Origin of the sequence: Nonomuraea indica (assembly GCF_002850745.1) — a bacterium.
GTDB lineage: Bacteria > Actinomycetota > Actinomycetes > Streptosporangiales > Streptosporangiaceae > Nonomuraea > Nonomuraea indica.
The window spans coordinates 66,219-77,585 of sequence record NZ_KZ559480.1 but is presented as its reverse complement, the minus strand read 5'-3'; the positions used below and the strand labels follow the sequence as shown (position 1 = coordinate 77,585).

Here is an 11,367-nt window from a genome sequence, read left to right as displayed (position 1 = left end):
GGCTCGTCCTGCGGGGAACTCACGCCGGTGGGGCGAAGCCGCGCCGGGCCCGGTCGGCGCGGAAGGCGTCCAGCCGGTCGAAGCCGAGGTCGCGCACCCAGAGCGGCGTCCGCGGGGCGGCGGTGGAGCAGTCGCCGGGCGTCCCCGGGGCAGCGGTCGGCGAATCCGGTGACGCCGGCGCGCCGGTGCCCGTCGAACGCGGCCTCGTGGCTCCTGCAGGGTGCCACACGTGCGGCCGGGCCGCCCCGGCGGGTCAGCGGGGGCCGGCGGCCTCGAGCAGGATCCTCAGCAGGTCCTGCGGCGCGTCCCGCATGAGGTTGTGCCCGCTGTCGAGCGCGTGCGTCGTCCAGGCGGGGTCCTCGCGCAGCCGGTCGTGGACGGAGGTGAAGGGGGACTCGCCGTCCCAGCCCGCCGCGTACACGTAGACGAGGCGCTGGACGCCCGTGTGGTCACCGGTGAGCCGGAGCGGCTGGAGCAGGGAGGCGACCGGGTGCGGTGTGGCCCGGGGATCGAAGAACGGCATGGGCCGCGTCGCGTATCCGGTGTCCACCACGTCCGCGTACCACTGCCGCTCGCGGTCGGTGACGAGGCTCCAGCAGGAGTCGCCGTCGCCCGGCACCATGGCGTCCAGGTACACCATGGCGCTCACGCGGCCGGGCACGCGGTCGGCGACTCCGGTGATCACCATGCCGCCGTAGCTGTGGCCGACCAGCACGGCGTCGTGGATGTCGGCGGTCGCGAGGACCGCGGTGACGTCCAGGATGTGGGTGTCGAGGTTCACTCCGCCGTGGAGGAGGTGGCTGCGCTCGCTGAGCCCGGTCAGCGTGAGCGGGAGGGCGTCGTGCCCGTGGCCGCGCAGCTGTCCGGCGAGGTCGTCGAAGCACCAGCCGCCGTGGCACATGCCGGGGATCAGGATGAAGGTCGCCATGGTGGTGCTCCTTGTCGGGGTCGTGCTTGTCGTCATGGTCGGGTACGTGCTGGTCTGGGGGCCGGGCGCTGGTCAGGCATCCGGCCGGGGGAGGGGAGCGGGCCGCGGGAGGGGAGCGGGGCGCGAACGGCCGGCGATCAGCGCGCTGAGGGCCGCCGCGGCGCACAGGACCGCGGTCCAGGCCAGGGTGGCGTCGGTCGAGGTGCGGTCGGCGAGGAGTCCGGCGAGCCAGGGGCCGGCGGTCTGGCCGGCCGCGAACAGCGTGGTGAACGCCGCCAGCGTGGCGGTCCAGTCGGCGGGCGAGGTGTCGGCCTTGATGAGTGCCGTGACGGCCGCCGGGACCCCCATGAACGTCGCCCCGTAGACGATCGCGGAGGCGAGGATGACCGGCGGCGCGGGTGCCGCCAGGGCCAGCGCCGCGCCACCGGCGAGGAGGCCGAGCAACGTGGTCAGGGTGCGGGTGCCCGGCCAGCGGGCGGTGGGACGGCTCCACAGCGCGGGCGCCGCCACGACGGCCAGGCCCAGCGCCGTCCAGGTGAGCACCACCTGCCCCGTGGGGGCGTGCCGGTCGGCGAGGTAGGCCGACAGGAAGGTGATGTAGGTGATGTATCCGGTGGCGAACAGCAGGTAGGCCAGGGCGACGCCCCAGAGCGGGCGCACGTGGGCCCGTCCGGTGGTGGCGGCCGGGCTGTCCGCGCCGGCCCGCACGGCGGTCCAGCTGATCAGTGTCGCCAGGGCGGCGGCGGCGCTCAGCCCGGCCCAGGCGAGGTGGCGGTGGTCGCCGAGCGGCGGGATGGTGGCGCCGCTGAAGACGATGCCCAGCCCGGTGCCGGCGAAGTACACGGTGATGGGCGTGCCGGAGGCGGCGCGGGCGGCGATGCGTGAGGCGATCACGCCTCCGGTGACGAACACGGCCGCTCCGCCCGCGCCGGCGGCGGCTCGTACGGCGAGCAGCGCCAGGTAGTCGTCGGTGGCCGCGGTGGCGGCCAGCGCCACGGCGGTGACGATCATGCCCGACCGGAAGGTGGCGGCGGTGCCCGTCCGGCGGACGGCGAAGGCGGTCAGCAGCGCGCCGAGCAGGTAGCCGAGCCCGTTGGCGGTGTTCATCGCCCCGGCTTCGGCCAGGGACCAGTGCAGGTCGTCGCGCATCGCCGGCAGGAGCAGCCCGTAGGCGAAGCGGGCCAGCCCGAGGGCCGAGGCGGTGCCGAGAGCCAACCGCGCTGCCTGCCGTGTCGACGGGGGGAGGACCAGAGGGGCGGGCACGTCGTTGACTCCAGAGATCGAACCGATCGGTACGATCTCGAATGCTAGCAGTGGATCGAACTGATCGGTACCATCCTTGGTATGCCGGTTCCCAAAGGCTCGACGATCGACCCCGAGCGCACGCGCGCCGCCATCCTCGAAGCGGCCACCCCGATCCTGTACGAGCGCGGGCTCGACGGTGTCGGCGTGGCCGAGTTGTGCGCCCGCATCGGGGTGTCCAAGGAGACCCTCTACCGCCACTTCGGCACCAAGGACGGGCTCGTGGCGGCCATGCTGGAGGCGCGCAGCGAGCGGGTGACGCGCTGGCTGGCCGACGCCGCCGCCACCGCCGGGGACGACCCCCGTGGCCAGGTCGCCGCGGTGTTCGAGGCCCTTGAGGGCTGGTACGGCGACCCGGTCTTCCGTGGCTGCGCGATGCTGAACGCGGCCGCCCAGCACCACGTCGAGACGGTGCGGGCCATCACCGCGCGCCATCTCGACCGCTACCTGCGCCTGCTGACCGGCATCGCCGAACGCGCCGGAGCCGCCGATCCCCACCTCCTCGGGCGGCAGCTGCTCGTGCTGGTCGAGGGCGCCACCGTCGTCGCCGCGCACCACGACCCGGCCGGCGCGGCCGGGCACGCCCGTGACGCCGCGCTCACCCTGCTGTCCGCCGCCACCCGGGCCGATTAGTGATCTACAATGTAAAGGCGCTCGGCTCGTACAGGCTGATGCAAGATCAACAAGCGCGGGTGCATAGACTTGTGCGACGTGACATCCAAGCCGCGTATCCCCGATGTTCTGGCCGCCCGTTATGCCTCCTCCGAGCTGGCCCGCCTGTGGTCGCCGGAGTACAAGGTGATCGCCGAACGGCGTCTGTGGCTGGCGGTGCTGCGCGCGCAGGCCGAGCTGGGCGTGGCGGTGCCCGAGGAGGCGCCGGCCGACTACGAGAAGGTGGTCGAGCAGGTCGACCTGGAGTCGATCGCGGCGCGTGAGCGGGTCACCCGCCACGACGTCAAGGCGCGCATCGAGGAGTTCAACGCGCTGGCCGGGCACGAGCAGGTGCACAAGGGCATGACCTCGCGCGACCTGACCGAGAACGTCGAGCAGTTGCAGGTGCGCGACAGCCTGCTGCTGGTGCGTGACCGGGTCGTGGCGCTGCTGGCCCGGCTGGCCTCGCTGGCCGAGGAGCACCGGGCCACCGTCGTCGCGGGACGGTCGCACAACGTGGCCGCCCAGGCCACCACGCTGGGCAAGCGGTTCGCGACGGCGGCCGACGAGCTGCTGGTCGCCTACCGGCGGCTGGAGGAGCTGATCGCCCGCTACCCGCTGCGCGGCATCAAGGGCCCGGTCGGCACCGCCCAGGACATGCTCGACCTGCTCGGGGGCGACCAGGGCAAGCTGGCCGAGCTGGAGGGCCGCGTCGCGGCGCACCTGGGGTTCGAGCGGCGGCTGACGAGCGTGGGCCAGGTCTACCCGCGCTCGCTCGACTTCGAGGTGGTATCGGCGCTGGTGCAGCTCGCCGCGGCGCCGTCGTCGCTGGCCAAGACGATCCGGCTGATGGCCGGGCACGAGCTGGTGACCGAGGGCTTCAAGGAGGGCCAGGTCGGCTCGTCGGCGATGCCGCACAAGATGAACACCCGCTCGTGCGAACGGGTCAACGGCCTGACGGTCGTGCTGCGCGGCTACGCCTCGATGGTGGGCGAACTCGCCGGCGACCAGTGGAACGAGGGCGACGTGTCCTGCTCGGTGGTGCGCCGGGTCGCGCTGCCCGACGCGTTCTTCGCCTTCGACGGGCTGGTGGAGACGATGCTGACGGTGCTGGACGAGTTCGGCGCGTTCCCGGCGGTCATCGAGACGGAGCTGGGGCGCTACCTGCCGTTCCTGGCGACCACGAAGATGCTCATGGCCGCCGTGCGGGCGGGCGTGGGCCGCGAGCAGGCGCACGAGCTGATCAAGGAGCACGCGGTGGCGTCGGCGCTGGCGATGCGCTCGCAGGGCGCGGCGAACGAGCTGCTCGACCGGCTGGCGGCCGACGAGCGCTTCCCGCTGGACCGGGCGGAGCTGGAAGCGCTGCTGGCCGACCGGGTGTCGTTCACCGGGGCCGCCGCCGACCAGGTGCGTGCGGTGTCACTGCAGGTCGGCGAGGTGGTGGCGGCCCATCCGGAGGCGGCCGCCTACCGGCCGGGCGCCATCCTGTGACGGCACCCGTCCGCCCGGCGTCCGCCGCCGGGGGGCGCGGGTGGCCGGGCAGGTGATCGCGCGTGCTGCGTGAGCTGCGGACGCTGGACGAGGTGCGGGCCGCCTGCGGGGACGACGACCTGCCCGTGTGGGGGGCGCAGGGGCTGCGCGACGGCGCGCGGGCGTGGGCGCTGGGCGACGCGGTGGTGACCGCCGCCCGCGACATCTCGCGCCGGGACCGGCTGGCGGTGTGGGGCGGCACGTCCTGCGCGGTCGAGCTGGTACGCCACGCGCTCGGCGAGGTCGGGCCGTCGTTCCGGCCGTTCGGCGAGGCGGGCCTGCTGGCCGAGGTGACGGCGAAGATCGACGGGCTGGAGGTGTCGGGCGGCTTCTCCTGGATGAGCCTGCCCGGCCCGTGGGCCGGCGCGGCGGCCGGTGGCGCGGCCGGTGGTGCGGCCGGTGGTGCGAACTCCCCGGCGGACGGCCCGCCGGAGGACGTGGGCTGGCTGGGGCCGCAGGACGCCGAGGAGGTCCGGGCGTTGCTGGCCGGGCACGCGCCCTCCTCCTACGCGGTGCCGGGCGGGCCGGGCGTGCGTCGGTGGGCGGGTCTGCGCGTGGCCGGCCGGCTCGCCGCGGTGGCGGCCGACGCGTGGAGCGCGCCGTCGGTCGGGTTCCTGGCGGGCGTCGCGACGGCCGCTCCGCTGCGGGGCCGGGGTCTGGCCGCACGGGTGTGCGCGTGGGTGTCCCGCGAACTGGTGGCCGAGCACGGCCGGGCGGCGCTCATGGTCGACGACGACAACCCGGCCGCGATAGGGGTGTACGAGCGGCTCGGCTACCGGCGTCGCCACGTGCTGGCGGTCCACGTCACCGCCGGAACACCCGACTCTTGACGCACGTCTTCTATGTCGTGAATACTGAGACATAGTTCGAGGGGGAGTACCCGACGCGTCAACGCGCCGCCGTCACTACGGACCCGGCAGATCCAGGTCCCGGTGGTGCGGCCATCACCTTGGTGGCCCGGGGAGACCGTCGACCGTCAGCTGCCGCCACGCTGTGCGTGCCGCGGCCGGGTCGAGGAGGTCTTCCCATGTCTGTCGCCTGGTGGGCCTGGGTCGCCGTGATGGCGGTGGTCGCCGTGATGCTGGCCGTCGACCTGCTGTCGCACCGCGACAACCACGTCGTCGGCTTCCGTGAGGCCGCCGTCTGGTCGGGCGTCTGGATCGCCGCCGGCCTCCTGTTCGGCGTGATCCTGTGGTGGTGGCAGGGCGGTGAGGTGGCGGGCACGTACTTCGCCGGATACCTCATCGAGAAGGCGTTGTCGATCGACAACGTGTTCGTCTTCGCGCTGCTCTTCACCACCTTCGCGGTGCCCGCCGCCCTCCAGCACAAGGTGCTGTTCTGGGGCGTCATCGGCGCGCTGGCCTTCCGGCTGGTGTTCGTCCTCGTCGGCGCGGAACTGCTGGAGAGGTTCTTCTGGACCGCCTACCTGTTCGGCGCGTTCCTCGTCTACACCGGCTACAAGATGGCGTTCAGGCACGGCGCGCAGGCCTCACCCGACCGCAACCCGGTGGTGCGCCTGGTGCGCAGGATCATCCCGACCGACCCGCGCTACCACGGCGACCGGTTCTTCGTCCGCCTGGACGGCAGGCGCGTGGCCACGCTGCTGTTCGTGGTGCTCCTATCGATCGAGGCCACCGACCTGATCTTCGCGATCGACTCGGTCGCGGCCATCCTGGCGATCACCACCAGCACCTTCATCGTCTGGACCGCCAACGCGTTCGCCGTCCTCGGTCTGCGCAGCCTGTACTTCTGCCTGGCCGGGCTGCTGCGCCGGTTCGTGCACCTGCACTACGGCCTGGCGGTGCTGCTGGCCTTCGCCGGCGTCAAGCTCATCGCCTCCGAGACCCCGATCGGCAAGCTGCCCATCCCGCTGACCCTGGGCGTCATCGTGGTCACCATCGCCGCGTCCATCATCTGGAGCCTGCTCGCCACCCGGGACGCCGACGCCGACACCAGCGCCGACGCCGGCCGGCCGGGTCCTGACCCCGTCGGCCGCTCAGGGCCTGAGGTCGTTGGACAGGTTGATCCGGATCTCCGTGTTGCGGTACCCGGCGCGCCCGAACGCGGCCACCATCGGCGCGTTGCCCACGTCGGTGGTGGCGGTGACGCGTACCTCTCCGTTGGCCGCGTGCATACGGGTGATCTCGGCGAGCACCTCGTCCACGTAGCCGCGCCCCCGGAACTCCGGGACCACCCCGAGATACCCGACGTTCACGTTGTACGGCGTCGCCGAGGGAATCGCCATGCCCGCCACCTCGCCGTCGTGCGTATAGGCGATCCGCCACCACTCCCGCTTGCCCGGCGCCCCGAGATAGAAGTCCATCTCTTCGCGCGCGGTCGCGTCCACGCCCTTGGCGGCCAGGCTCGCGCAGGTCTGGGCGTCGAGGCTCCCCTCGGCGATTCTCGTGAACACCGCCAGGAACTCCTCGTCGGACGCCTCGGCGAACCGCAGCACGCCGGTCGTCGTGGGCACCCCGTCGGCGGGTGTCCACTCGAACTGCAGCCGCTCCACCTCCCGGGTGAGGCCCGCCGCGTGTGCTGCCGCCCGCCGCCATCCCACGGCCGTCGACGTGGCCGGATCGTCGCGCCAGCCGCCGGCCGCCTTGATCGCGTACTGCACCGGCTGCGGGAATCCGGCCAGCGCGGCCGTGATCAGCTCGGTGGCGATGGCGGTGCGCTCACCCACTGCGGGATCCACGTCGAGGCAGTCGAGCGCGACCGGGTGCGCGCTGCCCTTCGGCCCCCACCACAGCGCCCGTCCCACGACCCGGTCGCCGACCTCGGCGATCCACGTCCATTCCGGCCGGTACATGTTCTCGGCCAGATCCGCGAGGTAACGGTCGGCGGAGATCCAGCCGACGGGCTCGGTCACGGTCCACGCGGTCACGCGGTCAAGGTCTGCTGGAACAGTGGGGCGGTAAGAGATCACCTGGATAACCTACAGCCCTCTTGTCATCGTCTGAGCCAAATGTCCTCCTGTGCGTGCCGTGGCGGCGGCGCCTGCCCTATCCCGGCCCGGGCATTGAGCGGGTGGGAACGCCCGGGCCGGGAGGGACATCGGGTCAGGCGTCGAGCGGGTTCACGGAGACGCGGCCGGCGAGCCCGGCGCGGATGAACTCGGCGGCGCGGCCGTCCGGCTTCCGGTTGGCCTGGTCCTCGAAGCAGGCGGTGAACTCGGCGGCGAGGTCCAGTCGAGGGTATGCCGTCAGCACCTCGGCGCGCAGGCCGGCGGGGATCTCCTCGACCCGGAGCCCCGTGATCTCCATGCCGGTCGACAGCTCCAGCAGGTGCACCTCGGGGTCCTCGGCCGCGTCCACGGTGCCCCACGTGTGGCGCACGATCACCTGCGCCAGGCGCTCGCGCCGCTCGGGCGGCCAGCCCGCCCCCGCCGCGAGGACCCACGCCACGTGCCCGCCCACCTCCTCGAACGACACCGTATGGCTGTCGAACTCCTTCATCAGCCCCATGTCGTGCAGCACCGCGGCGACGTAGAGCAGTTCCTCGTCGAAGGTGATGCCGTTCGCGATCGCGTGCGCCGCACCCCACAGGTAGGACCGGATCACGTGGTTGTACAGCGCGGGAGGGCAGTAGGCGGCGCTCACCTCGCACGCGGCGGTGGCGGCTGCGGACGTGGGGATCGGGATGTCGGAGAGCTTCATGCCGACATTCTTGCAGCAACCTTCAGTCATCCTGAAGCTGGGGTCCCGTGACGATTCGAGCGCCTGGAACACCATTTGACTTTTGTACAAACGACTGTTTGTGTAAGAGTCATGCACAGCACCGATACCCTCGACCTGCTCGACAAGGGCCTGACGTGGACGACGGCCCGCATCGCCGCCGTCCCGGCCGATGCCCTCGACGCCGCCACCCCGTGCGGCGACTGGGACCTCCGGTCGCTGCTCGACCACACCGTCCAGAGCATGGCGACCTTCGCCGACGCCCTCGACGGCGGCGGCGCCACCGTCACCGGACCATGGGACGCCGCCATGGCCGACCTCGCGGCCCGGGCCCGGCTCGCCTGGCGGCAGCCCGGCGCGATGGATCGCACCTACGAGCTGCCGTTCGGGACGATGCCCGGGCCGGTCATGGCGTCGGCGAACCTCCTCGAAGCCGTCGTCCACGGCTGGGACATCAGCCAGGCCGGCGGCGAAGCGGCGTCCATCCCGGACGACCTCGCGTCCGCCGTCCTCACCTTCGCCCACGCGGCCATCGGGGAGGCGCAGCGCGGCGACGCCTTCGGCCCCGCGCTCGGCCCGGCGCTCGACACCGGCGCCACGGCGTCCGAGCGGCTCGTCGCCTACCTCGGCAGGACGCCGTGAGCGCAGCCACCGCCGAGGTGCTGGACAGTACCCTCCGGGCGCTGGCCGACGGCAACCGCCGCGCCATCCTGAGCATCGTTCGGGACGAGCCCCGGGCGGTGGGCGAGGTCGCCGACGCGATGGCGATGAGCCAGCAGGCCGTCTCCCACCATCTCCGGGTCCTCCGCAGAGCCGGGCTCGTCACCGAGACGCGGGAGGGCACCCGCCACCTCTTCGTCGTGCGCACCGACGGCTTCGCCGTCGTCCGCCAGTTCCTGGAGGGCTTCTGGCCCGATCACCTGGCCGCTCTCAAGACCGCTGCCGAGAAGACCGCTGCCGAGAACACCGCTGCCGAGAAGACCGCCGCTGAGAAGACCGCGAGGACCCATGGCTGAGTTCACCACCTCCATCGACATCGACGCCCCGCCAGAGATCGTGTTCGACCACCTCGTCACGGTCGACGGGATGCTGGCGTGGATGGGCCGCAGCGCCGAGCTCGATCCCCGGCCGGGCGGCGTGTTCGCCGTCGACATCGACGGGAACCCGATCCGCGGCGAGTTCGTCGAGGTGGACCGGCCCCGCTCGGTCGTCGTCACCTGGGGACTGGAGGCCGACGACGTCCTTCCCGCCGGGTCGACCGAGGTGGCGTTCCGCCTGACGCCGACGGCCACCGGCACGCGGGTCGACCTGACCCACTCGAACCTGCCGGAGTCGCAGGTCCCACCCCACGCCGAGGGGTGGCCGCACTTCCTCGGCATCCTCGCCGAGACGGCGGCAGCCACCGCCGCCGCCTGAGTGATCCGTGCCGGCCGGGAGGGGGCGTGACGGGCCACCGGCTGATCGAAGCGTTCACGGCGAACGCACGAACACCACGACGTCCGCCCTCGCCCCGGTCAGGCGCCGCCAGCCGAGCCGTTCGTAGAGCCTGATCGCGTCAGTCGCTCGCGGGGCGGTCAGCAGCCAGCAGGAGCCGGCGCGGCCGCACAGGAGGTCGAGGATCCGTCCCGCGAGGCCCTGACCGCGCGCGTGCGGGCTCACCGCCAGCTCGTCCACCTCCAGCGCGCCTCCCAGCCGCGTTTCCACCGCGTCACCTAGTTCGGCGCGGACGAGATCGTAGGCCCGGCCCGTGGGGAAGGGCCTCGGGGTGCGCCATGCCGTACCGAAACCGGCGGGTCCGCCGTTGTCGGCGGCCAGCACCGCCGCGAATCCGGGACGTCGCGCGTCCGCGGCCAGGCGTTCGGCGAAGGCGTCGGCGGCACGATCGTCCTCGTGCCACGGCGGGCCGCCGAACGCGGCCCGGTAGATCTTCACCAACTCGGAGGCGCGGGCCACGACCTCCTGACCGGTGAGGCGTTCGAGGTTCACGCGGCCGCCCGCGCCTTCTCGGTGATGGGGGCGCATGTCAGCCTGCCTCGGCCGGACGGAGGACGGCGCTGCGCAGGCGGGCGACGGGCACGAGCATGAGCAGGCCGATCGCGCCCAGCGAGCCGAAGGCGAGAGTGAAGTCGCCGGTGGCATCGCGCAGCGCGCCCACCAGCAGCGGAGCCAGCCCGGCGCAGCCGTACCCGACGAAGAACGCCATCGCGCTGATCCGCCCGGCCTCGCCGGGGTCGCGGCCGGCCAGCACGGGCAGGGTGAGCACGAGCGTGAACAGCCCGCCGTGCCCCACGCCCAGCGCCGCGATCCACACCCATGTCGCCGTGCCGGGCGCGTACGCCAGCCCCAGGAAGCCGGCAGAGGTCAGCGTCATCGTGACTGCCAGACCCGCCCACGTGCCGCGGCGCTCGCCCAGCAGCGCCGGTACGGCCGGCATCGCCACGACCTGAATGGAGATCATCGCGGTGAGCATGAGCCCGGCGGTCGCCGCGTCGCGACCGGCGTCATCGTGCAACAGCGGCGCCACCCAGGCCAGCTCGCAGTAGTACAGGGCGGAGTTGACGGCCGACAACAGGGTGATGTGCCAGGCCACGCCGCTGCGCCAGGGTATCCGCTGGGCGGCGGGCCCGGCGGGGGCCATGGCGTCGGCCAGGCCCAGCGAGCCCTTGGCGGCCGACCACAGCGCGATGCCCGCCAGCGCGAGCACCGCCCAGGACGCCAGCGCTCCCGGCCAGGAGCCGAGGGCGTCGGCCAGCGGCGCGCTCACTCCGGCCGCCACCGCGCCGCCCAGGCCGAGCCCGGCGGTGTAGACGCCGGTGACCAGCCCGGCGCGGGCGGCGAAACGGGTCTTGACCACGGCGGGCAGCAGCGTCTGGGCGATGGCGATCCCTGCTCCGACGACGGCCGCGCTGCTCAACTGCAGCCAGGTGGACTCGCCGAGCAGGCGCGCCGCGGTGGCCACGGCGATGATCACGAGCCCGGCGAGTACGCCGGAGTGCAGGCCGTACCGTCGGCCCGCGTACGCGGCCAGGGGCGCGCACACCCCCATGGCCAGCGTCGGGATGGTGGTCAGCAGCGACACTCCGGTCGCCGACAGATCCAGGTCTGCGCGGATGTGGTCGACGAGCGGCGAGACGGCCGCGATGGCCGGCCGCAGGTTCGCCGCCGCCACGAACAACGCCAGGGCGGCCACCCCCAGGGATGTGCGGGTGCAGGGCAGTGCTGTCTGCGTCATGGGCGCTCCGACACCTTGTCTCGGATATTTTCTATCCGAGTTCATAT

12 protein-coding genes and 1 pseudogene are annotated in these 11,367 nt (G+C 73.0%); 7 read left to right on the top strand and 6 right to left on the bottom strand.

Translation table 11 applies throughout. The annotated features are described in order from the left end of the window. Nucleotides 1-253 precede the first annotated feature (253 nt). Complete coding sequence (locus tag CXR44_RS30435) at nucleotides 254-928, bottom strand: alpha/beta fold hydrolase (RefSeq protein WP_101789588.1); 675 nt, start codon at nucleotides 926-928, stop codon at nucleotides 254-256. A gap of 72 nt (nucleotides 929-1,000) precedes the next feature. After that, the gene (locus CXR44_RS30430) at nucleotides 1,001-2,143 is read right to left on the bottom strand and encodes a YbfB/YjiJ family MFS transporter (protein ID WP_245899579.1); all 1,143 of its coding nucleotides are present in this window, start codon (nucleotides 2,141-2,143) and stop codon (nucleotides 1,001-1,003) included. A 129-nt stretch (nucleotides 2,144-2,272) separates the two neighbouring features. On the opposite strand from CXR44_RS30430, the gene CXR44_RS30425 reads away from it, so the two are divergent. The 4 genes and pseudogenes from CXR44_RS30425 to CXR44_RS30410 all read left to right on the top strand — a co-directional run. Further along, on the top strand, nucleotides 2,273-2,863 hold the full coding sequence (locus tag CXR44_RS30425; protein WP_101789587.1) for a TetR/AcrR family transcriptional regulator: 591 nt from the start codon (nucleotides 2,273-2,275) through the stop codon (nucleotides 2,861-2,863). A 78-nt stretch (nucleotides 2,864-2,941) separates the two neighbouring features. Continuing rightward, nucleotides 2,942-4,372, top strand: a complete 1,431-nt coding sequence (purB, locus tag CXR44_RS30420) for an adenylosuccinate lyase (protein WP_101789689.1) — start codon at nucleotides 2,942-2,944, stop codon at nucleotides 4,370-4,372. Between the two features lie 62 nt (nucleotides 4,373-4,434). After that, nucleotides 4,435-5,241, top strand: a complete 807-nt coding sequence (locus tag CXR44_RS41810) for a GNAT family N-acetyltransferase (RefSeq protein ID WP_219602042.1) — start codon at nucleotides 4,435-4,437, stop codon at nucleotides 5,239-5,241. A gap of 197 nt (nucleotides 5,242-5,438) precedes the next feature. Next, a pseudogene (locus CXR44_RS30410) lies at nucleotides 5,439-6,287 on the top strand (TerC family protein); the annotation flags it as partial. A 120-nt stretch (nucleotides 6,288-6,407) separates the two neighbouring features. Here CXR44_RS30410 and CXR44_RS30405 read toward each other — a convergent pair. Then, nucleotides 6,408-7,298, bottom strand: coding sequence for a GNAT family N-acetyltransferase (locus tag CXR44_RS30405; RefSeq protein ID WP_219602056.1), 891 nt, complete (start codon nucleotides 7,296-7,298; stop codon nucleotides 6,408-6,410). Between the two features lie 175 nt (nucleotides 7,299-7,473). Further along, a complete protein-coding gene (locus CXR44_RS30400; protein ID WP_101789586.1) occupies nucleotides 7,474-8,070 on the bottom strand; it encodes an HD domain-containing protein in 597 nt (198 codons plus the stop codon). A 111-nt stretch (nucleotides 8,071-8,181) separates the two neighbouring features. On the opposite strand from CXR44_RS30400, the gene CXR44_RS30395 reads away from it, so the two are divergent. The 3 genes from CXR44_RS30395 to CXR44_RS30385 are packed head-to-tail and all read left to right on the top strand — an operon-like array spanning nucleotide 8,182 to nucleotide 9,504. Continuing rightward, complete coding sequence (locus CXR44_RS30395) at nucleotides 8,182-8,730, top strand: TIGR03086 family metal-binding protein (RefSeq protein WP_101789585.1); 549 nt, start codon at nucleotides 8,182-8,184, stop codon at nucleotides 8,728-8,730. Continuing rightward, nucleotides 8,727-9,104, top strand: coding sequence for an ArsR/SmtB family transcription factor (locus CXR44_RS30390; RefSeq protein WP_101789584.1), 378 nt, complete (start codon nucleotides 8,727-8,729; stop codon nucleotides 9,102-9,104). The genes CXR44_RS30395 and CXR44_RS30390 overlap by 4 nt, the downstream gene beginning before the upstream one ends. After that, on the top strand, nucleotides 9,097-9,504 hold the full coding sequence (locus CXR44_RS30385; protein ID WP_101789583.1) for an SRPBCC family protein: 408 nt from the start codon (nucleotides 9,097-9,099) through the stop codon (nucleotides 9,502-9,504). Before CXR44_RS30390 ends, CXR44_RS30385 begins: the two co-directional genes overlap by 8 nt. A gap of 54 nt (nucleotides 9,505-9,558) precedes the next feature. On the opposite strand, the gene CXR44_RS30380 is transcribed toward CXR44_RS30385, so the two are convergent. Together CXR44_RS30380 and CXR44_RS30375 are read right to left on the bottom strand one after the other, a co-directional pair. Continuing rightward, nucleotides 9,559-10,074, bottom strand: a complete 516-nt coding sequence (locus CXR44_RS30380) for a GNAT family N-acetyltransferase (RefSeq protein ID WP_219602041.1) — start codon at nucleotides 10,072-10,074, stop codon at nucleotides 9,559-9,561. Nucleotides 10,075-10,111: 37 nt separating this feature from the next. Continuing rightward, complete coding sequence (locus CXR44_RS30375; protein ID WP_101789581.1) at nucleotides 10,112-11,320, bottom strand: MFS transporter; 1,209 nt, start codon at nucleotides 11,318-11,320, stop codon at nucleotides 10,112-10,114. Between the last annotated feature and the right edge of the window lie 47 nt (nucleotides 11,321-11,367).

What these genes read in the sequence shown, in the direction of transcription:
- CXR44_RS30435 (WP_101789588.1), bottom strand. Translation starts at nt 928, where the DNA reads ATGGCGACCTTCATCCTGATCCCCGGCATGTGCCACGGCGGCTGGTGC.
- CXR44_RS30425 (WP_101789587.1), top strand. Translation starts at nt 2,273, where the DNA reads ATGCCGGTTCCCAAAGGCTCGACGATCGACCCCGAGCGCACGCGCGCC.
- CXR44_RS30400 (WP_101789586.1), bottom strand. Translation starts at nt 8,070, where the DNA reads ATGAAGCTCTCCGACATCCCGATCCCCACGTCCGCAGCCGCCACCGCC.
- CXR44_RS30395 (WP_101789585.1), top strand. Translation starts at nt 8,182, where the DNA reads ATGCACAGCACCGATACCCTCGACCTGCTCGACAAGGGCCTGACGTGG.
- CXR44_RS30385 (WP_101789583.1), top strand. Translation starts at nt 9,097, where the DNA reads ATGGCTGAGTTCACCACCTCCATCGACATCGACGCCCCGCCAGAGATC.
- CXR44_RS30375 (WP_101789581.1), bottom strand. Translation starts at nt 11,320, where the DNA reads ATGACGCAGACAGCACTGCCCTGCACCCGCACATCCCTGGGGGTGGCC.